We start from the raw sequence: 20,190 nt of genomic DNA on the forward strand, positions 1-20,190 counted from the left end.
GATCATTAAAGAGGGCTTGCGTGAAAGGTCAACGGGACTTGCCTTTCCACGGCCCCGGTGCCTATCACGGGCCTCAAAAGATGAGAGGTTTCATGCGACCGTCTGGTAGAGATTTAAGCGAAATGCGCCCGGTTTCAATCGAGACCGGCATCACCAAGCACGCCGAAGGCTCGTGCCTGATCAAGGTCGGAGACACCCATGTGCTGTGCACCGCCACCATCGACGAGCGCGTGCCCCCCTTCATCAAGGGTTCGGGCCTGGGCTGGGTGACGGCGGAATACGGGATGCTGCCGCGCTCGACCACGTCGCGGATGCGCCGCGAGGCGGCGATGGGCAAGCAGGGCGGCCGTACGGTCGAGATCCAGCGCCTGATCGGGCGTGCCCTGCGCGCCGGGGTCGACCGCTCGGCCCTGGGCGAACGCCAGATCACCATCGACTGCGACGTGATCCAGGCCGATGGCGGCACCCGCTGCGCCTCGATCACCGGCGGCTGGGTGGCGCTGAAACTGGCGGTCAACAAGCTGATGAAGGCCCGCATGATCACCTCCGATCCGCTGGTCGATCCTGTGGCTGCCGTGTCCTGCGGCCTCTATGCCGGTCAGCCGGTGCTGGACCTCGACTATCCCGAGGACAGCGAGGCGGGCGTTGACGGCAACTTCATCCTGACCGGATCGAAGCGCCTGATCGAGGTGCAGATGTCCGCCGAGGGCGCGACCTATTCCCGTGAACAGATGAACCAGCTGCTGGACCTGGCCGAAAAGGGCGTGTCCGAGCTGGTCGAGATCCAGAAGGCGGCAGTGAATGCGTAAGTTCGACGGCAAGGAACTGGTCCTCGCGACCCACAACAAGGGCAAGCTGGAAGAGATTTCCGCGCTGCTGGCCCCCTTCGGCATCACCGTCACCTCGGCCGCCGATCACGGGCTGGAAGAGCCGGTCGAAGACCAGGACAATTTCATCGGCAATGCCCGCATCAAGGCGCATTACGCCGCCAAGGCGACCGGCCTGCCCGCCCTGTCCGACGACAGCGGCATCTCTGTCGACGGTCTGGATGGCGCCCCGGGCGTCTACACCGCCGACTGGGCCGAGACCGACCATGGCCGCGATTTCCCGATGGCCATGGCCAAGGTCTGGGACGAGCTGGAGGCCAGGAACGCCCCCTACCCGCGCACCGCAGCCTTCAACTGCACCCTATGCCTGGCCTGGCCCGATGGCCAGGACGAGATCTTTGTCGGGCGGATGCCCGGGCAATGCGTCTGGCCGATGCGCGGCGACAACGGTCATGGCTATGACCCGATGTTCCAGCCCGAAGGCTTTGACGTGACCTTTGCCGAGATGACCTCGGAACAGAAGAACGCGATCTCGCACCGCTCGCAGGCGTTCGAGAAGCTGGTCCAGGGCTGCTTTGCGTGACCTCTGAGGACTGGCAGAATGCCGGCTTCGGCATCTATGTTCACTGGCCCTTCTGCCAGTCCAAATGCCCCTATTGCGACTTCAACTCGCATGTGGCGGAGACCATCGACCAAGAACGCTGGCTGAAAACATACGTCACCGAATTGGAACGATACGCTGCCGTTACGTCAGGTCGTGTCGTCCAGTCGGTGTTCTTCGGCGGCGGCACGCCATCCCTGATGGAGCCCCGGACGGTCGAGGGCATTCTGGATACCATCCGCCGGCTCTGGCCCCAGGCCAATGACACCGAAGTGACGCTGGAGGCGAACCCCGGATCGGTCGAGGCCGGGCGTTTCCGCGGCTATGCGGCGGCAGGCGTGAACCGGGTGTCGATGGGATTCCAGGCGATGAACGACCGGGACCTGAAGCGTCTGGGCCGTCTCCATTCCGTGGACGAGGCCCTGCGTGCCTTCGACGTCGCCCGCAACCAGTTCGACCGTGTCAGCTTTGACCTGATCTATGCCCGACAGGATCAGACCCTGGCCGAATGGGAGGCCGAGCTGCACCGCGCCCTGTCGCTGGCCATCGACCACCTGTCGCTCTACCAGCTGACGATCGAGGAAGGCACCGCCTTCGGCGACCGCTACAAGCGCGGCGGGCTGAAGGGCCTGCCCGAGGAAGACCTGGCCGCCGACATGTACGAGCTGACGCAGAGTGTCACCGCCGAACATGGTTTCGACTGCTACGAGGTCTCGAACCACGCGCGTGACGGCGCGCGGTCCCGGCACAATGTCCTGTACTGGCGCTATGGCGATTACATCGGCGTCGGTCCCGGCGCCCATGGCCGGGTCACCATCGACGGCCGTCGCCACGCGACCGAGGCGCATCGCGCGCCCGGCAAATGGCTGGCCGCTGCCGAGGCCGGGAATGCGGACAGTTTGATCGAAGCCTTGACCGGCCCTGAACAGGCGCAAGAATACCTTCTGATGGGGCTGCGCCTGCGCGAGGGAATCGATCAAAATCGGTTCGAGAGATTGAGCGGAACGTCCCTTTATACCTCTGTCCTGAACGAGCTCGACGAGATGAACCTTCTGAAACGCGAAAAATCGCATATTTTCGTTACAGATCAGGGTCGTATGGTTCTGAACGCGATTCTGAACAAACTGCTGGATTCGCTGGAATGAGGGTCTTCTGGCTGATTTCGGGGCTTCTCAGCCTCGGTTTCGGCCTGCTGGGCGTCGTGCTACCGCTTCTGCCCACCGTGCCCTTCATGCTGCTGGCCGCCTTCTGCTTTTCCCGCTCTTCCGAGCGGCTGCATGCATGGCTGCTGTCGCATCCCAGTTTCGGCCCGGCGATCCAGGACTGGCGCGACCACCGCGCGATCTCCCTGAAGGCAAAACGCCTCGCCACCGTAATGGTGGGAGGCGTTTTTCTTATCTCGATCCTGATGGGCCTCAGGCCGCATCTTCTGGCGATCCAGGGGCTGACCCTCTGCGCCGTGATGATCTTCCTCTGGACCCGTCCTAGCGGGCCGCGCTGAGGACCTGGCACAGGTCGTCCAGCTGTTCCAGCGTGTCGTAGGAGATCGTCACCTGGCCATATTCCTTGCCCGGAACGTGGTCGATGATCACCGTCATGCCTAGCGCCGCCGACAGATCCTGCTCCAGCGCGCGGGTATCCGCGTCCTTCTCGCCCTCGTCCGGACGGATGCCGAAACTGATCTTCTTCTGCGGTTTCGGGGCTACCGGGGCCTCGGGCTTTTTCGCCAGCTGCTCGGTCGCGCGGACGGACAACCCGCCCTGAATGACCTTGTGCGCCAGCGCAACGGGGTTCTCTGAAGTGATCAGCGCCCGCGCGTGACCGGCCGAAAGCTGGCCGTCGCGCAGCATTTCCTGCACTTCGGAGGGCAGCTGCAGCAGGCGCATCAGGTTGGCAATGTGGCTGCGGCTCTTGCCCAGGGCCTGCGCCAGTTTTTCCTGCGTGTGGCCGAACTTGTCCATCAGCTGACGGAAGCCCATGGCCTCTTCCACCGGGTTCAGATCGGCGCGCTGGATGTTCTCGATGATCGCGACCTCGAGGACCTCGACATCATCGAAATCGCGCACGATGACCGGCACTTCATGCAGTTTCGCCCGCTGCGCCGAGCGCCAGCGGCGTTCCCCGGCAACGATCTCGTAACTGCCGTCGCCGCCCGGCTTCGGGCGCACGATCAGCGGCTGGATGATGCCCTTTTCGCGGATCGAATTGGTCAGATCCTCCAGCTGGGCCTCGGTAAAGCTGCGGCGCGGCTGGTCCGGATTGGGAACGACGGATTCAATCGGCACCATCATGTCGGGGCGACGATTGGTGTTACCCCCCAGATTTTGTTCTTCCGGGGACACATCTGCCATCAGGGCGGACAAGCCGCGCCCGAGTCCGCGCGTTTTTCTCTTTTCCATGCTCTGCTCCTCTGCCTCAGGCGGCGACAGGCTCGTATTTCTTCAGAATTTCCTGTGCCAGCGCGCGATAGGCTTCGGCCCCGCGCGACGTCGTATCATATTCGAGCACGGGCATCGCGAAAGAGGGAGCTTCGCTGAGCCGCACATTGCGCGGAATCAGGGTCCGGAAGACCATGTCACCAAGATTGTCCCGCGCGTCCTGCTCGACCTGCTGGGAGAGGTTGTTGCGGGAATCGTACATCGTCAGAACGATTCCCTCGATCCGCAGATCCGGATTGGCGCTGCTGCGCACCTCGCGGATCGACAGCATCAGCTGCGACAGGCCCTCAAGCGCATAGAATTCGCTTTGCAGCGGCACCAGAACCGAATGCGCGGCGACCATGGCGTTCACGGTCAGCAAATTCAGCGACGGCGGGCAGTCGATAACAATGAAATCGTAACCATATCCTGCCATTTCCGGCTGACGCAGGGCGCGTTGCAGTAGGAACAGCCGGTTTTCGTTCTGATAAAGCTCGATATCCGCCGAGGAGAGGTCCACGGTGGCGGGAATGATGTCCAGCCCCGTCACCCCGGTCGCCCGGATCACCTTTTCCAGCGGGCTGTCTTCGGCAAGAAGATCGTAAACCGTAAATTCACGATCATCTGCTTCCACCCCCATCCCCGTCGAGGCATTGCCCTGCGGGTCCAGGTCGATCAGCAGAACGCGGCAGCCCTCTTCCACCAGCGCGGCGCTCATGTTGATCGCGGTCGTCGTCTTCCCGACCCCTCCCTTCTGGTTCGCAACAGCGATGATGCGGGGGCCCGATTGGTTAAGCAGACGCGACACGGCGAATTCCTCCGATTTTCAGGATGACAGCCTCGGATTCAGTCTTACTCGGCACGGCCTCCCAGCGGAAGCGCCATTGTGCCTCGGCTTCCGAAATCTCTTCTTTCCAGCGCTGTCCCTTCGGGAAAAGCGCCACTCCTTCGGGCGCCAGGTGACGTTCCGCAAAGCCCAGAAGATCCGAGAGAGAGGCCAGCGCCCGCGCGGACAGCACATCGGCGCCCTGAACGGGTGCCTGTTCGATGCGTTGCGACAGGACCTGAACCTTCACACCGGTCTCCCGCGCCACGGACCGCAGGAAGGCGCATTTCCGCTGGTCGGACTCGATCAGGGTAAAGGTCGCATCGGGTTGCAGCTCTGCCGCCCGAATGGCGATCACGAGGCCGGGAAACCCTCCGCCACTGCCGATATCCAGCCAATGGGCAAAATCCGACGCCAGGGAATGGATCTGGGCGGAGTCGACGAAATGCCGCGTCCAGAGATCCGGAATGGTGTGCTTGGACACCAGATTGATCTTCCGGTTCCATTTCTCGAGAAGCTCCGCGTAGAGGCGCAGCTTCTCAGATGTTTCACGTGAAACACTCTCGGTGGTCGGATCGAGGCTCACGCGGACTTTTCCCGGTTCTCGCGGTTCAGACGCGCCAGGATCAGGGCCAGCGCCGCCGGGGTCATGCCCTCGATCCGGCCTGCCTGAGCCAGGTTTGCGGGCCGCACGCGCTGAAGCTTCATCTTCAGCTCGTTCGAGAGGCTTTCCAGACCGGAATAGTCAAAACTGTTCGGGATCACCCGGGCCTCATCCTTGCGCAGCGCGGCCGCATCCTGCTCCTGCCGGGACAGGTAGGTCGCGTAGAGCGCATCCTTCTTCAGCTGCGCCTGGGTCTCGGCATCCAGCTCGGCCAGTTCTGGTGCAATATCCACAAGATGCTGTATCTCAACATCCGCAAACGCCAAAACCTGGTAGAGCGAGCGCTGCTTGCCGTCCTCCCCGACCTTGATTCCGTTGCTGTTCAGAACCTTCGGCGTAACCTTGGTGTCTTCCAGCAACGACTTGCCCCGGGTCAGACGCTCCATCTTGTCCCCAAAGGCGGCCTTGCGAACCTCTCCCACCAGGCCGGCTTCGATCCCCTTGCCCGTCAGACGCTGGTCAGCGTTGTCGGCGCGCAGGGACAGCCGGTATTCGGCACGCGAGGTAAACATCCGGTAGGGTTCAGAGACGCCGCGCGTGATCAGATCGTCGACCATCACGCCGATGTAGCTGTCGGTCCGGCTGAAGGTCACGGGATCGGCGCCAAGCGCCTCCTTGGCCGCGTTCAGGCCAGCGACAAGGCCCTGGGCCGCCGCTTCCTCATAGCCCGTGGTGCCGTTGATCTGGCCGGCCAGGAACAGGCCCGGCACATCGCGCAGCCCCAGGCGGCTGTCAAGGGCGCGGGGATCGACGTAATCGTATTCGATGGCATAGCCAGGCTGGAGGATCTTCACCTCTTCCAGGCCACGGATGGAGCGCACATAGGCCTCCTGCACGTCCTGCGGCAGCGAGGTCGAGATGCCATTCGGGTAAACCGTATCGTCGTTCAGCCCCTCGGGCTCCAGGAAGACCTGGTGCGAGTCCTTGTCGGCAAACCGCACGACCTTGTCCTCGATCGAGGGACAGTAACGCGGCCCCACCCCCTCGATATAGCCACCGTACATGGCAGAGCGTTCGAGGTTGTTGCGGATGATCTCATGGGTGGCCGCATTGGTATGGGTGATCCCGCAGGACACCTGACGGATCTCCAAGCCCTTGGTTTGGAAGGAGAAAAAGACCGGATCCTCGTCGCCGGGCTGGCTGTCGAGGATGTTCCAGTCAATCGTCTTGCCATCCAGGCGCGGCGGCGTGCCGGTCTTCAGCCGGCCCAGAGGCAGGCCGAAGCCATCCATCCGCTGGCCCAGCAGGTTCGCGGCATTGTCGCCCATCCGGCCGCCCGAATAGCTGTGATCGCCGATGTGGATCAGCCCACGCAGGAAGGTGCCGGTGGTCAGAACCACGGCCCCGGCCGAGATTTCCGAACCATCCGCCAGGACGATTCCGGCCACGCGGTTCCCGTCCATGCGGAAATCCGTCACCTCGCCCTCGATCACCTCGAGGCCCGGGAAGGAGGTCATTTCCTTCTGCATCGTCGCCCGGTAGACCGCACGGTCCGCCTGGGCGCGCGGCCCCTGCACGGCGGGGCCCTTGCGGCGGTTCAGAAGGCGGAACTGGATGCCCGCAGCATCGGCCACGCGGCTCATCACGCCGTCCAGGGCGTCGATCTCGCGCACCAGATGACCCTTGCCCAGGCCACCGATGGCCGGGTTGCAGGACATCACGCCGATCCCGTCGAATTTCAACGTCACAAGCGCCGTCCGGGCGCCCGCACGAGCCGCCGCATGGGCCGCATCGCAGCCCGCATGGCCGCCACCGACCACCACAACATCGAAGTTCGAATGTTTCACGTGAAACAGTCCCATCATTTGCCGATGCAGAAACTCGAGAAGATCTCTCCGAGAAGAGACTCGACGTCGATATTTCCTACCAGAGAATCCAGGGCGCGAATAGCCGAGCGGAGCTCTTCGGCGATCACGTCTTCCGTCGCCATCTCCTGTCCGAGCATCTCCTGCGCGGTGGCGAGATAGCCCATGGCGCGCAGGATGGCCAGACGGTGACGTTCGCGCGTTGCCGTTGCGACAAGGGCGCTGCGGTCCGCGAAAATCCGGGTGATCCGCGCCACCAGCGCGTCGATCCCCTGCCCCGTGCGGCCGCTGATCCCCTCGGGATCACCGGTTTCGTCCGCCTTGCCGTGCAGCGCGATATCGCCGGGCTGCAAGGCAAAGCGCGGTTCCTCGCCGGGCTCCAGAAGGTAGATCCGCAGGTCCGCCGCCTCGGCCCTCGCGCGGGCGCGTTCGATGCCGATCGCCTCGACCTCGTCCTCGGTCTCACGCAGGCCGGCGGTGTCCAGAAGCGTCACCGGAAGGCCGCGCAGGTCCATGCGCACCTCGATCACGTCGCGGGTGGTGCCCGCCACGGAAGAGGTGATCGCGGCGTCGCGCCCCGCAAGGTAGTTCAGCAATGTCGACTTGCCGGCGTTCGGAGCGCCCAGAATGGCGACCTCGAAGCCCTGGCGCACACGCTCGGCCACCTCTGCCCCGTCCGCCTGGACCTTCAGGCTGGCCGAAACGCGGGCCAGCAGGGCCTCGACCTCAGGTCGGACGTCCACGGGGACGTCTTCGTCGACAAAGTCGATCACGGCCTCCAGGAGGGCCGCTGCGCGCAACAGGTCGCGCCGCCAGCCCTGCACCACCTCGCCCAGCTTGCCCGAGAAGACACGCTGCGCCTGGCGCCGCTGGGCCTCGGTCTCGGAATCGATCAGGTCCGCCAGCCCCTCGACCTGGGCCAGGTCCATCTTGCCGTTCTCCAGCGCCCGGCGGGTGAATTCCCCGGCCTCGGCCATGCGCAGGCCCGGCACTTCGCCCAGCTCGCGCAGGGTGGCGTTGATGATCGCCGGGCTGCCGTGCAGGTGCAGCTCCACCACGTCCTCTCCGGTGAAGGAGGCGGGTGCGCGGAAGTAGACCACGACGGCCTGGTCCAGCAGCGCCCCCTGCCCGTCCCGAAGGCTGCGCAGCAGCGTTTCACGGGGAACAGGATCGGTGACCCCGAAACGGGCAAGGGCCGGGAGTGAACCCGGCCCCGAGATCCTGATCACGGAGACGCCGGCCCGGCCAGGGGCCGATGCCAGCGCGAAGATCGTATCCATCACGTCCTCAGGTGTTCATCGAGTCGAAGAAATCGGAGTTCGTCTTTGTCTGCTTCAGCTTGGAAATCAGGAACTCGATGGCATCGGTGGTGCCCATCGGGTTCAGGATGCGGCGCAGCACGAAGGTTTTCTGCAGATCGCCCTTGTCGACCAGCAGGTCCTCTTTCCGGGTGCCGGACTTGAGGATGTCCATCGCCGGGAAGACGCGCTTGTCGGCAACCTTGCGGTCCAGCACGATTTCCGAGTTGCCGGTGCCCTTGAATTCTTCGAAGATGACTTCGTCCATGCGCGAGCCGGTGTCGATCAGAGCGGTCGCGATGATGGTCAGAGAGCCGCCCTCTTCGATGTTGCGCGCCGCGCCGAAGAAGCGCTTCGGCCGTTGCAGCGCGTTGGCGTCGACACCGCCGGTCAGCACCTTGCCCGAGGACGGGACCACGGTGTTGAAGGCGCGGCCCAGGCGCGTGATCGAGTCCAGCAGGATGACGACATCGCGCTTGTGCTCGACCAGGCGCTTGGCCTTTTCGATCACCATCTCCGACACGGCGACGTGGCGGGTTGCCGGTTCGTCGAAGGTCGAGGAGATCACCTCGCCCTTCACCGAACGCTGCATGTCGGTAACTTCTTCCGGGCGTTCGTCGATCAGCAGGACGATCAGATAGCACTCAGGGTGGTTCTTTTCGATGCTGCTGGCGATGTTCTGCAGCAGAACGGTCTTACCGGTGCGCGGCGGCGCCACGATCAGCGAACGCTGGCCCTTCCCGATCGGCGCGACCAGGTCGATGATGCGCGCGGAGCGGTCCCTGATGGTGGGATCCTCGATCTCCATCTTCAGGCGCTCGTCCGGGTAGAGCGGCGTCAGGTTGTCGAAGGCGATCTTGTGGCGTGCCTTCTCGGGATCCTCGAAGTTGATCCGCTGGACCGAGGTCAGGGCAAAGTAGCGCTCATTGTCGTCGGGCGCCTTCATCAGGCCCTCGACCGTGTCGCCGGTGCGCAGGGACCACTGGCGGATCATGTCGGGCGAAACGTAGATGTCATCGGGACCCGGCAGGTAATTTGCTTCCGGAGAGCGCAGGAAGCCGAAGCCGTCCTGCAGCACTTCCAGAACGCCGTCGCCGCCGATCTGCCAATCGTCATCCGCCAGTTCCCGCAGGATCTGGAACATCATCTCGCCCTTGCGCATGGTCGAGGCGTTCTCGATCTCCAGCTCCTCGGCCATGGCCAGGAGGTCCTTCGGGCTTTTGGCCTTCAGGTCGGAAAGGTTCAGGCGGTTTTCACTCATGGAAAAGGTTCCCCGGGGATCGGCGCCGCAACACGGGGGCGCTGTCGATCAGCATTCGTCTGTCAATGTCATGTGCGGAAGACATCCACCCGGACGGGTGGCTTGAGCGCTGACATAAGCGCTCTGTCCGTCCGAGTCAACGATTCACCCCGGTTTCCCCATTCGGGGATGCCAGCCGCCCTGCCCGGGCCGGGCCGGCGGCGGGCCTCAGAATTTCACCACGACCGCCAGGACGATGATCACCATCAGCACGGTCGGGACCTCGTTCATCAGCCTGTACTGGCGTCCGGACAGGGTATTCGTTTTTCTCATAAAGTCCTTTCGGCGCCCGCCAAGCCAATGATGAAACCAAGTCATAACCACCACGGAGACCGCTTTCACCCAGGGCCAGGGCTGATCCCAGGAGACAATTCCCGGAGTAAAAACAAGGGCTAAGCCAAAGATCCACGTGCCGATCATCGCCGGATTCATGATGCCCCGGAACAGCCGCCGTTCCATCACCTGGAACATCTGATCGGTCTTTTCGTCGTCGCTTCCCTGTTCCACGTGGTACACGAAGAGCCTGGGAAGATAGAAAATTCCCGCCATCCAGGAAATCACGCAGATGATGTGCAGGAACTTTGTCCACGGGTAGATCGCGGCAAGGAAGTCGGCCATGGGGAACTCCGGTCAGTGAGGGGCCTCACATACTCTTTCATATAAAAGAAAGAAAAGATTGTTGTGTGATGTTGGCCTCTTCCAGCCTGTGGATACTTGGTTTGTCCTCCTGCTTTTCCACAGGGGGATAACTGTGGGATGAATCGGAACGAATCGGTGAACTACTTTTACCCGATCCTGAGAAGTTTTTTCAGCTCAATTACTTATCCTGTGAAAAACCCGTGGATAACTGAGCGCTGATTCTGGGGAGCGAGTCCGGGAGAATCGGTGAGGAGTGTGAAATCCACATATCCTTTCCCACCGTGGGGGAATCGGGGCGACTCAGGCGCGACTCGGCAAGGTTTTCCACCGGTCGATGCAGGACTTGCGCTTTCGGGCGTTTTTTCCCAGAACGGTCCGCGCGCTTACGTCCGAATTTTGAACGGGTTTATCCCCATGGTCGCTCCGATCCTCCTCGCTTCAGGCTCCGCCATTCGTGCGGAACTCTTGAAAAATGCGGGTATTTCTTTCGAAGCCCGCAAACCGCGGGTCGATGAGGATGCGGTGCGCCAGGCGCTTGAGGCCGAGGGCGAAAGCCCCCGCAACATCGCGGACGCCCTGGCGCAGGCGAAGGCCGAAAAGGTCGGCCGGAAGGCACCGGAGGCCTTCGTGATCGGCTGCGACCAGGTGCTGGACCTGGAGGGGCGGATCTTTTCAAAGCCGGAAAGCCTGGAAGAGGCGCGCGATCAGCTGCGGGCGCTGGCTGGCAAGCGCCACGTCTTGCACACGGCTGCGGTCATTCACAACGAGGATCGCGTGGTCTGGCGCAAGGTCAGCTCGGTGAAAATGACGATGAGACCATTTTCCGAAGCCTTTCTAGAGGGTTACCTCGAAAGAAACTGGCCGGAGGTCGGTACGTCCTGCGGGGCGTATCAGGTCGAATCCGAAGGCGTTCGGCTGTTCTCTCGGATCGAGGGAGACTATTTTGCCATCCTCGGCCTGCCTTTGCTGGAAATTCTGGACTACCTTGCCCTCAGAGGAGCCATCGACTCATGACGCTGGACGCTGCCCCCCTCGCCGGTGTGATCGGGCACCCGATTGCACATTCCCGTTCGCCGCAGGTGCATGGCCACTGGCTGCGGACCATGGGGCTGCGCGGGCACTACATCCCCATGGATATCCACCATGATGACCTGGCCGATGCGTTGAAAATGCTGCCGAAAATGGGTTTCGTTGGCATCAACGTGACGATTCCCCACAAAGAAGCGGTGCTGAAACTGGCCGATATCGTGACCGACCGTGCCTCTTTGATCGGGGCGGCGAATACGCTCATCTTTCGTCCAGATGGCAAGATTCATGCTGATAATACAGATGGTTACGGGTTTCTTGAGAATCTGAAGCAATATGCGCCGAACTGGGATCCGGCGTCCGGTCCGGCGATGGTGCTGGGCGCGGGGGGGGCTTCGCGCGCGATTGTCTTCGCACTGCTGGAAGTCGGCGTTCCGGAGATCTTCATCACCAATCGGACGCGCATCCGCGCAGAGCAACTTCAGAGCGATTTTGGTAAAAAACTCAAGGTGATAGACTGGCACCTGGCGTCCTCTTCGATGGCCGAGGCTGCCTTGGTTGTGAACACCACGTCGCTTGGCATGGTCAATCATCCGGAACTCAATCTCAACCTGGATGTGCTGCATCCGGGCCAGGTTGTGACCGATATCGTCTACAATCCTCTGGAAACCACCCTTCTGCGCCGGGCCCGCGAAGCGGGTTGCGTGACGGTGGATGGTCTGGGTATGCTTCTGCATCAGGCTGTGCCCGGGTTCGAACGCTGGTTCGGCGCCCGTCCCGAAGTCACGGAGGCGCTGCGGATCGAGGCGCTTAAATGAGCTTTCTTCTCGGCCTGACCGGGTCCGTCGGCATGGGAAAGTCGACGACTCTGAAGATGTTCGCCGAGGCGGGATGCGATGTCTGGGATGCAGATTCCGCTGTGCATCGGCTTTATGGGCCCGGTGGGGCGGCGGTGGCGCCCATGAAGGCTGCATTTCCGGAGGCGGTACGGGATGGTATTGTTTCACGTGAAACACTGAAGCGGATGATTGCGGACGATCCATCCATTTTGCGAAAGATCGAGCAGATCGTTCATCCTTTGGTGGCAGAGGATCGTCGGATTTTCATCGAAAGAGCGAAGTCGGATGTTGCCGTCTGCGATATCCCACTGCTCTACGAAAACGGGTACGAGGGTATTTTTGATGCCGTTGCGGTGGTTTCGACCGACCCGGAGACTCAGAAAAGCCGTGTCATGGCGCGCGGAACCATGACCGAGGACCAGTTTGAGTTGATTTTGAAAAAACAGCTCCCGGATGCCGGGAAGCGCGCCCGGGCCAGCTATGTGATCGAGACACGTACGCTACCGTATGTGAGGGAACAGGTGGCACAAATCCTCGAAGAGATCCGGAAAGGTCAGATCCATGCGTGAGATTGTTCTCGATACCGAAACAACCGGCTTTGATCCCTTCCAGGGCGACCGGCTGGTCGAGATCGGCTGTGTCGAGCTGTTGAATCATGTTCCGACCGGCGAGACCTATCATGTCTACATCAATCCGGAACGCGATGTGCCGGAAGATGCCTTCAAGGTGCACGGGCTCAGCACGGAATTCCTCTCGGACAAGCCGGTGTTCCGTGATCTGGCGAAAAGTTTCGTCGATTTCATCGGAGATTCGAAGCTGATCATCCACAATGCCAGCTTCGACATGAAATTCCTCAACGCGGAACTTGGCTGGCTGAACATGGCGCAGATCCCGAACGCCCAGGCGGTCGATACTCTGGCCATCGCGCGAAAGAAATTCCCGGGCTCACCGGCTTCCCTGGATGCGCTCTGCCGGCGTTTCGGCATCGACAACTCTGCCCGGACGCTGCACGGCGCCCTGCTCGACTCCGAGATCCTGGCCGAGGTCTATCTGGAACTGATCGGTGGTCGCCAGCCGGATCTGGTGCTGGCAACGGCGACCCGCAAGACCGATACGGCGGTTGAGGACGACTGGCGTCCGCGTCCCCGTCCGGTGCCCCTGGAGGCGCGCCTGACAGAAGAGGAAAAGGCCGCCCACCGGGCTTTCGTCGAGAAGATGGGAGATGGGGCCCTTTGGGCCAAGATGCAGTAAGGCAACAAAAAACCCGGCGCGAAGCCGGATTTTTCGTGTCCTCAGAACCACTTAGTTGGTGGTTTCGGGCGCCTGCTGCTGCATCGCGGCGGCGCGGCGCTGAAGCTCGGCCCGGTACAGCGACACGAAGTCGATCGTATCGAGGTTCAGCGGCGGGAAGCCCCCGTCGCGCGTGACGTCCGAGACGATGCGGCGGGCGAAGGGGAACAGCATCCGCGGGCATTCGATCAGCAGGAAGGGATGCAGCTGCTCGTCCGGCACGCCCTCGACATGGAAGACGCCGACATATTCCAGCTCCATCAGGAACATCGGGTCGCCGGTTTCCTTGGCATTGCTGGCGATGGTGAGCTTCATCATCACGTCGAACTGGTGCTCTGCCTCGCGCTTCTTCGCGTCCAGAGCCACCTGCACCTTCACATCGGGCTGCACCTGGCCGGCGGCCGGCTTGCGTGCCAGGATGTTCTCGAACGACATGTCGCGGATATACTGCGTCAGAACGTTCATCTTGACCTGCGGCGCCTGTTGCGGCGCCGCGCCATTCGGTTGATCAGCCATTTCCGGCTTCCTCCCCTTCGGAGTTTCTGCGTCGGGACATTTGGTAGCAGCTTGCACCGGCTGCCTCAACGCCGCGTTAAGACCGAAGGGGCCAGAAACAGGGGGACTGTTGCCGCGATGGGCAGCGGCTCAGTGTCGCGTCCAGCCCGACGGCTGGTGCGTCGGTCGCTTGGAGGGGTCTACCTCGGTGAATTCGCCGTCGATGATATCCGGCTGGCCCGGTTGCGCCTGTGCGCCCTGGGTGGCACCGCCCATGGTGAAGCTCTGGACCTTCACGCGTTTCTTCAGGAAGCGGAAGGCGGCGTGGCGGAAGCCCGGGATCAGCAGGGCAAAGCCCAGGGCATCGGTGAAGAAGCCGGGCGTCACCAGCAGCACGCCGGCAATCAGGATCATCGCGGCCTCGGCCAGCGGCGCAGAGGGATCGGACAGGTCGTTAAAGCTTTTCTGGATCTTCCCCAGCACCTCGCGGCCCTGCTGCTTGACCATCCAGGTCCCCAGGATCGCGCTGCCGAAGACGATGGCCAGGGTCCAGCCAAGGCCGATCAACCCGCCCACCTTGATGAAAAGCGCGATCTCAATCATCGGGATCGCAATGAAGGCCAGCAACAACCACATGGTGTAATCTCCTTTCGTTCGCACAGTGGACGAAGCCCGGTGCAATCCCTACATAGGAACGGACCCTAAGAGATACCATGCCCCGGAGGCCCGAGAGGTTCCCATGAATTCGCCGATACTCCAGCTCCTCGTCCTAGCAGGGATCGCCATCTTCCTGATCCTGCGCCTGCGCAGCGTCCTTGGGACCCGCGAGGGGTTCGAGAAACCTCCGGTTTCCACCGGGCCCCAGCCGACCGAGCGGAAGGGCAATTTCGAGGTGATCGATGGCGGTCCCGACCATGACATCATCGACCATGTCGCCGAGGGCAGCCCCGCCGCCCGCGCCCTGACCGAGATGAAGGCCGCAGAGCCCGATTTCAGCGTCAACGAGTTCCTCGGCGGCGCCCGTGCCGCCTACGAGATGATCCTGATGGGCTTCGAGAAGGGCGAACTGGGCGAGGTGCGTCCCTTCCTTTCCGAAGACGTCTACCACAGCTTCGCCGAGGTGGTGGATGCCCGCGACCGTCAGGGCCTGAGCGTCGAGGCCGAGTTCATCGGCGTCCGCGAAACCACCCTGGCCGAGGCGGAGTTCGACCCCGCCACCGGTCTTGCCGCGCTGACCGTGCGTTTCGTCGGCCAGCTGACCCAGGTGGTGCGCGATGCCAACGGCACGGTGATCGAGGGCGAGGAAGGCAAGATCAAGACTCAGCGCGATACCTGGACCTTCGAGCGCCGCATGGGCACCGACGATCTGAACTGGCAGCTGGTCGCCACCGGCGAATGATCTGCCTGCCCGATCGCCGGGCAGCACCGATCTTGCAGGGATTTCACGAGGCTCCGGGGTGACCCGGGGCCTTTTTCTCTTAAATCTTCCGGTCAAGGATGGCAGGAGGGGGCCGGACGGCACGAGGAGGCACGAAATGATCACGGTGCGGCAGGATGAGGACGGGCAGAGCCTGGCCCCGCGGGTCCGGAGGATCGCCGGATGAGCCGCCGCCGCCGTCTGTCTGCCGAGGAAATCGAGCTGTGGCAATCCGTTGCCGGCCAGGCCAAGCGGATGCACCCGGAGGGAAAGCCGCCCGCGCCGGCGCCGCAACCCCCGAAGAAGACCGCCCCCGTGCCGCGTCCGATGCCCGATCCGGAGCCCGCGATCCCGGCGTTCCGGCTGGGTCAGAACGCCGGCGGTCGGGTGCCGCCGCATGATGTCCTGGATCCGCTGCCCGATCGCCTGCACCGGGCGCCGGTGCGGATGGACAAGAAGACCCATGGCAAGATGAAGAAGGGCAAGATGACGCCCGAGGCACGCATCGACCTGCACGGCATGACGGTGGAACGGGCGCACCGGGCGCTGACCGGCTTCATCCTGCGGGCCATGTCGCAGGACATGCGGCTGGTGCTGGTGATCACCGGCAAGGGCCGCCGCAATGATGACGAGGGGCCGATCCCGGTGCGTCACGGCATCCTGCGCCACCAGCTGCCGCATTGGCTGGCGCTGCCGCCGCTCAGCCAGTGCGTGCTGCAGGTCAGCGCCGCCCATCTGAAACATGGCGGCACCGGCGCATACTACATCTACCTTCGCCGGAACCGTTGATAACCATATATGGTCAGGCGAGGGTGCGGACCACCTGATCGCCTTCCCGCTCGGGCCGCTGCATCAGCGCCGAGGCAACGACGCAGAGCGAGGCGACATCGCTGCCGCGATCCTGCCGCAGCACGCAGTCCTCGATCTGGACCAGGGCAAAGCCTGCATCGGCCAGAAGGCCCTCCACATAGGCGCGGGAATGGGCAAAGCGGCGGCTTTCGCGCAGCTCGACCGGGGCCTCGCCCAGCTCGACCGTGAAGGTCAGCGTGCCGCCGGGGGCCAGCGCGTCGGCGCACCAGCCGAGGATGCGTTCCAGCGCCCCCAGGTAGATGAACACGTCCGCGGCGACGATCAGGTCGTAGCGCTCGGCGCCCAGCTCAAGCGTCGAGAGGTCGCGCTTTTCCAGCAGGTCGTAGATGCCCTTCTCGGCGGCTTCGGCCAGCATGTTCTCGGAAATGTCGTAGCCGCCCAGCCAGCCGCTGCGCTCGCGCAGGACGACGCCGGCAAGGCCGGTGCCACAGCCCAGGTCCAGCACCCGGCTGGCATAGCCCACGCCCGCCCGCGTCAGCGCATCGGCAATCAGCGCCGGGCCGCGATAGGCCAGCTTGTCGACCAGAGAGGTCTCGAACCGGTGGGCATACTGGTCGAACAGCAGTTCCACGAAGGCCGAGGGCATGGTGTCGGTGACCGGCACGCGGCGCAGCAGGTCGCGCTTCAGCCCGGCGCCCAGCGGGTCGGCGGGATCGGCGATCACCGCCTTGTCCCAGGCCGCGCAGGCCTCCTCCACGGCGCCGGCGCCTTCCAGAAGCTCGCCCAGGCGGAACCAGCCGGCGGCCCATCCGGGCACCAGGTCCATGGTGCCCGCGAACACCTCGATCGCCGCGCCGAGATCGCCGATATGCACCAGCATCTCCGCATAGGAGGCGCGCCGGTCCGCTGCCGGGTCGCCCGAGGGGAAACGGGTTCCCATCATCGCTGTCACTTTCCAAAGGGCCCGCCATTTCGCCGGTCTTGCCGGCGCCGGGGCGGGGAAAACGCTGCAGACTCGCTCTGCATCGGCGATGGCGATACGGCCTGAGAGGCCCTTAAGTCAACAACCTGTTTCGGGGCTTCACAGGGGTTTTTCCATATAGACCCGGTGCAGCCCCTTTTCGGTCACCCGGCGCGTCTCGCCGTAGCCCAGACGGGTGTAGAGCGCGATGTTCGTGTCCATCCGCACATGGGTGTAAAGCCGCATCGTCGTCAGGCCCGCTGCCCGCGCCTGGTCCTCGGCGAATTGCATCAGCAGGCGTCCGATGCCCCTGCCCTGGGTCTGCGGCGCCACCGCCACGTTGTCCAGCAGCATGGCCGCGCCCTGGGGCACCAGCACCACGAAGCCCAGCACCTCGGCGCCCTCGTCCAGCACATGGACCCGGCCCTCGGCGATCAGCGCCGCGTAATCGTCGGTCAGCGGTCCGGGCCGCTGGCCGATCTTCTCGATCCAGGGGGTATAGGCGGCCGAGACGATGGTCCCGACCTCCGGCAGATCCGCACTCGTCGCGAGGCGAATATGCGATGTCATTACAGCACGTACCGGCTGAGATCGGCGGAGGCCGCCAGGGCGCCGACGTTCTTCTCGACGAAGGCCGCGTCCACCTCGACCGCATCGCCCGAGCGATCCGGCGCGGTGAAGGAGAGTTCCTCGAAGACCCGCTCGATCACCGTATACAGACGACGGGCGCCGATGTTCTCGACCGTGCCGTTCACCTCGGCGGCGATGCGGGCGATGGCGCGGATGCCGTCTTCGGTGAAGGTGACGTTGACGTCCTCGGTGCCCAGCATTTCCGCGTACTGGCGGGTCAGGGCGTTGTCGGTCTCGGTCAGGATGCGGACGAAATCGTCCTCGCTCAGTGCGCGCAGCTCCACCCGGATCGGCAGGCGGCCCTGAAGTTCGGGCAGCAGATCCGAGGGTTTCGCGATGTGGAACGCGCCTGAGGCGATGAACAGGATGTGGTCGGTCTTCACGGGGCCGTACTTGGTCGAGACGGTCGTGCCCTCGATCAGCGGCAGCAGGTCGCGCTGCACGCCTTCGCGGGAGACGTCGCCGCCCCGGGCATCCTGGCGGGCGCAGACCTTGTCGATCTCGTCCAGGAAGACGATGCCGTTCTCCTGCACGGCGGCCAGCGCGGTGCGGTTGACGGTCTCGTCATCCAGCAGCTTGTCGGCTTCCTCGCCGATCAGGATGCCATAGCTTTCGGCCACGGTCAGGCGCTTGGTCACGGTGCGGCCGCCGAAGGCCTTGCCGAAGATATCGCCCAGATTCATCATGCCCATCTGGCCGGCGCCGGGCTGGCCGGGGATGTCCATCGCGCCCAGAGGGTTGGAATTGTCCTGCAGTTCCAGAGAGATGACGGTATCGTCCAGGTGGCCGTCGCGCAGCTTCTTGCGGAACATCTCGCGCGTGCTTTCGCGGGCATCCTTGCCGGCGATGGCCTCGATCACGCGTTCCTCGGCCTGTTCATGGGCCTTCTGCTTGACGTCTTCGCGCATCCATTCACGGGTCTGGGCGATGGCGGAATCCACCAGATCGCGCACGATCTGTTCCACGTCGCGGCCGACATAGCCCACCTCGGTGAACTTGGTGGCCTCGACCTTGATGAAGGGCGCGCGCGCCAGCTTGGCCAGCCGGCGGCTGATTTCGGTCTTGCCGACGCCGGTCGGGCCGATCATCAGGATGTTCTTCGGATAGACCTCGTCACGCAGGTCATCGGAAAGCTGCTTGCGGCGCCAGCGGTTGCGCAGCGCCACGGCCACGGCGCGCTTGGCGTCCTTCTGGCCGATGATGAAGCGATCCAGTTCGCTGACGATCTCGCGGGGGGTCAGGTCGGTCATGGGAGGGGTCCTTTCGGGCGACCGGCTCAGCCGATCGTCTCCACGGTCAGGTTTCCGTTGGTGAAGACGCAGATGTCCGAGGCAATCGCCATGGCGTTGCGGGCGATCTTCTCGGCGTCTTCCTCGTAGTCGTAAAGGCCGCGGGCCGCCGCCAGAGCATAGTTCCCGCCCGAGCCGATGGCCGCGATGTTGTGTTCGGGTTCCAGCACGTCGCCGGCGCCGGTGATCACGAACAGGTCCTTGCCGTCGGTGACGATCAGCATCGCCTCCAGCTTCTGCAGGTACTTGTCGGTGCGCCAGTCCTTGGCCAGCTCGACGCTGGCGCGGGCCAGCTGTCCGGGGGTCATTTCCAGCTTCGCCTCAAGCCGCTCCAGCAGCGTGAAGGCGTCTGCGGTGGATCCGGCAAAGCCCGCCACCACGTCATAGCCGCCGGGCGAGAGCCGGCGCACCTTGCGCGCGGTGCCCTTGATCACGGTATTGCCAAGCGACACCTGCCCGTCGCCCGCAACCACCACGCGGCCGCCCTTGCGGACGCCGATGATCGTGGTGCCGTGCCAGCCGGGAAAATCGCTGTCTGCCATCAGATATCTCCTTCGATCTTGGCCGCTATATGAGGGTGGGGGCGCGGGCGGGCAAGGCTTGCGGCAGGATCTTGCCGCGGAATCTTTCCCGCCGGAAACGTACAAGCCCATGACATCAAAAGAAAAGGCGCCCTGAGGCGCCTTTTCGTATCTGATCCCGGGGCCATGCCTCAGATCGTGTCGTTGATCCAGTTCTGCAGGGCGGCCTTGGGGGCTGCGCCGGTGCGGTTGGAGATGATCTGGCCGTCCTTGAAGATGAACAGCGCGGGGATGCCGCGCACGCCCATCGACATCACGGCCTGCGGGTTGGAATCCGCATCGACCTTCACGACCTTCAGCTTACCTTCCATTTCGGTGGCGATCTCTTCCAGCGCGGGCGCGATCTGCTTGCACGGACCGCACCATTCCGCCCAGATATCCACGAGAACGGGCAGGTCGGCGTTCTTGACTTCTGCCTCGAAGGTATCGTCGGTGACTGCATGGGTTGCCATATCGGGCCTCCATCGGGGGTATG

At 63.5% G+C, this 20,190-nt stretch carries 24 protein-coding genes; 10 read left to right on the top strand and 14 right to left on the bottom strand.

From position 1 onward, the window contains the following. Positions 1-92 precede the first annotated feature (92 nt). From rph to KM176_RS17680, 4 genes are read left to right on the top strand one after another with little or no spacing between them, the layout of a single operon-like run. Positions 93-809, top strand: a complete 717-nt coding sequence (gene rph, locus KM176_RS17665) for a ribonuclease PH (protein ID WP_160891343.1) — start codon at positions 93-95, stop codon at positions 807-809. Further along, on the top strand, positions 802-1,410 hold the full coding sequence (rdgB, locus tag KM176_RS17670; RefSeq protein ID WP_160891345.1) for an RdgB/HAM1 family non-canonical purine NTP pyrophosphatase: 609 nt from the start codon (positions 802-804) through the stop codon (positions 1,408-1,410). The genes rph and rdgB overlap by 8 nt, the downstream gene beginning before the upstream one ends. Next, the gene (hemW, locus tag KM176_RS17675) at positions 1,407-2,573 is read left to right on the top strand and encodes a radical SAM family heme chaperone HemW (protein ID WP_160891347.1); all 1,167 of its coding nucleotides are present in this window, start codon (positions 1,407-1,409) and stop codon (positions 2,571-2,573) included. Before rdgB ends, hemW begins: the two co-directional genes overlap by 4 nt. Next, the gene (locus KM176_RS17680; RefSeq protein WP_160891349.1) at positions 2,570-2,929 is read left to right on the top strand and encodes a YbaN family protein; all 360 of its coding nucleotides are present in this window, start codon (positions 2,570-2,572) and stop codon (positions 2,927-2,929) included. The genes hemW and KM176_RS17680 overlap by 4 nt, the downstream gene beginning before the upstream one ends. Here KM176_RS17680 and KM176_RS17685 read toward each other — a convergent pair. The 7 genes from KM176_RS17685 to hemJ form a co-directional block, all read right to left on the bottom strand. Beyond that, positions 2,913-3,827, bottom strand: coding sequence for a ParB/RepB/Spo0J family partition protein (locus KM176_RS17685; protein WP_160891351.1), 915 nt, complete (start codon positions 3,825-3,827; stop codon positions 2,913-2,915). The two genes, KM176_RS17680 and KM176_RS17685, sit on opposite strands and share 17 nt — an antisense overlap. A gap of 16 nt (positions 3,828-3,843) precedes the next feature. Further along, entirely contained in the window at positions 3,844-4,653 is an 810-nt protein-coding gene (locus KM176_RS17690; RefSeq protein WP_160891353.1) for a ParA family protein, read from the bottom strand. Then, positions 4,637-5,257 (bottom strand): 16S rRNA (guanine(527)-N(7))-methyltransferase RsmG, encoded by a 621-nt coding sequence (gene rsmG / locus KM176_RS17695; RefSeq protein WP_160891355.1) that lies wholly within the window; start codon positions 5,255-5,257, stop codon positions 4,637-4,639. Before rsmG ends, KM176_RS17690 begins: the two co-directional genes overlap by 17 nt. Further along, entirely contained in the window at positions 5,254-7,122 is a 1,869-nt protein-coding gene (gene mnmG, locus KM176_RS17700; RefSeq protein ID WP_160891357.1) for a tRNA uridine-5-carboxymethylaminomethyl(34) synthesis enzyme MnmG, read from the bottom strand. Before mnmG ends, rsmG begins: the two co-directional genes overlap by 4 nt. A gap of 14 nt (positions 7,123-7,136) precedes the next feature. After that, on the bottom strand, positions 7,137-8,420 hold the full coding sequence (mnmE, locus tag KM176_RS17705; RefSeq protein WP_160891359.1) for a tRNA uridine-5-carboxymethylaminomethyl(34) synthesis GTPase MnmE: 1,284 nt from the start codon (positions 8,418-8,420) through the stop codon (positions 7,137-7,139). Between the two features lie 7 nt (positions 8,421-8,427). Then, positions 8,428-9,699: a transcription termination factor Rho gene (gene rho / locus KM176_RS17710; protein WP_160891361.1), complete on the bottom strand. Its 1,272-nt coding sequence runs from the start codon at positions 9,697-9,699 to the stop codon at positions 8,428-8,430. 207 nt (positions 9,700-9,906) lie between these two features. After that, positions 9,907-10,356: a protoporphyrinogen oxidase HemJ gene (gene hemJ / locus KM176_RS17715; RefSeq protein WP_160891363.1), complete on the bottom strand. Its 450-nt coding sequence runs from the start codon at positions 10,354-10,356 to the stop codon at positions 9,907-9,909. A gap of 435 nt (positions 10,357-10,791) precedes the next feature. Between hemJ and KM176_RS17720 the strand changes: the two genes are divergently transcribed. From KM176_RS17720 to dnaQ, 4 genes are read left to right on the top strand one after another with little or no spacing between them, the layout of a single operon-like run. Further along, positions 10,792-11,391, top strand: coding sequence for a Maf family nucleotide pyrophosphatase (locus KM176_RS17720; protein WP_160891365.1), 600 nt, complete (start codon positions 10,792-10,794; stop codon positions 11,389-11,391). Continuing rightward, a complete protein-coding gene (locus KM176_RS17725; protein WP_160891367.1) occupies positions 11,388-12,221 on the top strand; it encodes a shikimate dehydrogenase in 834 nt (277 codons plus the stop codon). Before KM176_RS17720 ends, KM176_RS17725 begins: the two co-directional genes overlap by 4 nt. After that, positions 12,218-12,811 (top strand): dephospho-CoA kinase, encoded by a 594-nt coding sequence (gene coaE, locus KM176_RS17730; protein ID WP_160891369.1) that lies wholly within the window; start codon positions 12,218-12,220, stop codon positions 12,809-12,811. Before KM176_RS17725 ends, coaE begins: the two co-directional genes overlap by 4 nt. Further along, complete coding sequence (dnaQ, locus tag KM176_RS17735; RefSeq protein ID WP_160891371.1) at positions 12,804-13,493, top strand: DNA polymerase III subunit epsilon; 690 nt, start codon at positions 12,804-12,806, stop codon at positions 13,491-13,493. The genes coaE and dnaQ overlap by 8 nt, the downstream gene beginning before the upstream one ends. A gap of 51 nt (positions 13,494-13,544) precedes the next feature. Here dnaQ and secB read toward each other — a convergent pair whose 3' ends face one another. Then, on the bottom strand, positions 13,545-14,048 hold the full coding sequence (gene secB / locus KM176_RS17740; protein ID WP_160891373.1) for a protein-export chaperone SecB: 504 nt from the start codon (positions 14,046-14,048) through the stop codon (positions 13,545-13,547). A gap of 129 nt (positions 14,049-14,177) precedes the next feature. After that, positions 14,178-14,663, bottom strand: a complete 486-nt coding sequence (locus KM176_RS17745) for an FxsA family protein (RefSeq protein WP_160891393.1) — start codon at positions 14,661-14,663, stop codon at positions 14,178-14,180. A gap of 103 nt (positions 14,664-14,766) precedes the next feature. Between KM176_RS17745 and KM176_RS17750 the strand changes: the two genes are divergently transcribed. Together KM176_RS17750 and KM176_RS17755 are read left to right on the top strand one after the other, a co-directional pair. Further along, entirely contained in the window at positions 14,767-15,426 is a 660-nt protein-coding gene (locus tag KM176_RS17750) for a Tim44/TimA family putative adaptor protein (RefSeq protein ID WP_160891395.1), read from the top strand. A 201-nt stretch (positions 15,427-15,627) separates the two neighbouring features. After that, the gene (locus tag KM176_RS17755) at positions 15,628-16,233 is read left to right on the top strand and encodes a Smr/MutS family protein (protein ID WP_160891397.1); all 606 of its coding nucleotides are present in this window, start codon (positions 15,628-15,630) and stop codon (positions 16,231-16,233) included. A 13-nt stretch (positions 16,234-16,246) separates the two neighbouring features. Here KM176_RS17755 and KM176_RS17760 read toward each other — a convergent pair whose 3' ends face one another. From KM176_RS17760 to trxA, 5 genes are all read right to left on the bottom strand, one after another. Next, positions 16,247-17,197, bottom strand: coding sequence for a class I SAM-dependent DNA methyltransferase (locus KM176_RS17760; RefSeq protein ID WP_160891399.1), 951 nt, complete (start codon positions 17,195-17,197; stop codon positions 16,247-16,249). 138 nt (positions 17,198-17,335) lie between these two features. Continuing rightward, entirely contained in the window at positions 17,336-17,785 is a 450-nt protein-coding gene (locus KM176_RS17765; protein ID WP_160891401.1) for a GNAT family N-acetyltransferase, read from the bottom strand. Next, positions 17,785-19,095 (bottom strand): ATP-dependent protease ATPase subunit HslU, encoded by a 1,311-nt coding sequence (hslU, locus tag KM176_RS17770; protein WP_160891403.1) that lies wholly within the window; start codon positions 19,093-19,095, stop codon positions 17,785-17,787. Before hslU ends, KM176_RS17765 begins: the two co-directional genes overlap by 1 nt. A 26-nt stretch (positions 19,096-19,121) precedes the next feature. Further along, entirely contained in the window at positions 19,122-19,676 is a 555-nt protein-coding gene (gene hslV, locus KM176_RS17775; RefSeq protein ID WP_160891405.1) for an ATP-dependent protease subunit HslV, read from the bottom strand. 170 nt (positions 19,677-19,846) lie between these two features. Next, positions 19,847-20,167, bottom strand: coding sequence for a thioredoxin (gene trxA, locus KM176_RS17780; protein WP_160891407.1), 321 nt, complete (start codon positions 20,165-20,167; stop codon positions 19,847-19,849). Positions 20,168-20,190: the final 23 nt, after the last annotated feature.

The sequence above is a fragment of the Pseudooceanicola endophyticus genome (assembly GCF_018760365.1).
GTDB lineage: Bacteria > Pseudomonadota > Alphaproteobacteria > Rhodobacterales > Rhodobacteraceae > Pseudooceanicola > Pseudooceanicola endophyticus.

Bases quoted from the DNA above. Each gene is read 5' to 3' on its own strand.
- KM176_RS17755 (WP_160891397.1), top strand. From the start codon at position 15,628: ATGAGCCGCCGCCGCCGTCTGTCTGCCGAGGAAATCGAGCTGTGGCAA.
- coaE (WP_160891369.1), top strand. From the start codon at position 12,218: ATGAGCTTTCTTCTCGGCCTGACCGGGTCCGTCGGCATGGGAAAGTCG.
- dnaQ (WP_160891371.1), top strand. From the start codon at position 12,804: ATGCGTGAGATTGTTCTCGATACCGAAACAACCGGCTTTGATCCCTTC.
- hslV (WP_160891405.1), bottom strand. From the start codon at position 19,676: ATGGCAGACAGCGATTTTCCCGGCTGGCACGGCACCACGATCATCGGC.
- hslU (WP_160891403.1), bottom strand. From the start codon at position 19,095: ATGACCGACCTGACCCCCCGCGAGATCGTCAGCGAACTGGATCGCTTC.
- KM176_RS17725 (WP_160891367.1), top strand. From the start codon at position 11,388: ATGACGCTGGACGCTGCCCCCCTCGCCGGTGTGATCGGGCACCCGATT.
- KM176_RS17750 (WP_160891395.1), top strand. From the start codon at position 14,767: ATGAATTCGCCGATACTCCAGCTCCTCGTCCTAGCAGGGATCGCCATC.
- secB (WP_160891373.1), bottom strand. From the start codon at position 14,048: ATGGCTGATCAACCGAATGGCGCGGCGCCGCAACAGGCGCCGCAGGTC.
- KM176_RS17745 (WP_160891393.1), bottom strand. From the start codon at position 14,663: ATGTGGTTGTTGCTGGCCTTCATTGCGATCCCGATGATTGAGATCGCG.
- KM176_RS17685 (WP_160891351.1), bottom strand. From the start codon at position 3,827: ATGGAAAAGAGAAAAACGCGCGGACTCGGGCGCGGCTTGTCCGCCCTG.
- rdgB (WP_160891345.1), top strand. From the start codon at position 802: ATGCGTAAGTTCGACGGCAAGGAACTGGTCCTCGCGACCCACAACAAG.
- mnmE (WP_160891359.1), bottom strand. From the start codon at position 8,420: ATGGATACGATCTTCGCGCTGGCATCGGCCCCTGGCCGGGCCGGCGTC.
- rph (WP_160891343.1), top strand. From the start codon at position 93: ATGCGACCGTCTGGTAGAGATTTAAGCGAAATGCGCCCGGTTTCAATC.
- hemJ (WP_160891363.1), bottom strand. From the start codon at position 10,356: ATGGCCGACTTCCTTGCCGCGATCTACCCGTGGACAAAGTTCCTGCAC.
- trxA (WP_160891407.1), bottom strand. From the start codon at position 20,167: ATGGCAACCCATGCAGTCACCGACGATACCTTCGAGGCAGAAGTCAAG.
- KM176_RS17680 (WP_160891349.1), top strand. From the start codon at position 2,570: ATGAGGGTCTTCTGGCTGATTTCGGGGCTTCTCAGCCTCGGTTTCGGC.
- KM176_RS17720 (WP_160891365.1), top strand. From the start codon at position 10,792: ATGGTCGCTCCGATCCTCCTCGCTTCAGGCTCCGCCATTCGTGCGGAA.
- KM176_RS17765 (WP_160891401.1), bottom strand. From the start codon at position 17,785: ATGACATCGCATATTCGCCTCGCGACGAGTGCGGATCTGCCGGAGGTC.
- rho (WP_160891361.1), bottom strand. From the start codon at position 9,699: ATGAGTGAAAACCGCCTGAACCTTTCCGACCTGAAGGCCAAAAGCCCG.
- KM176_RS17760 (WP_160891399.1), bottom strand. From the start codon at position 17,197: ATGATGGGAACCCGTTTCCCCTCGGGCGACCCGGCAGCGGACCGGCGC.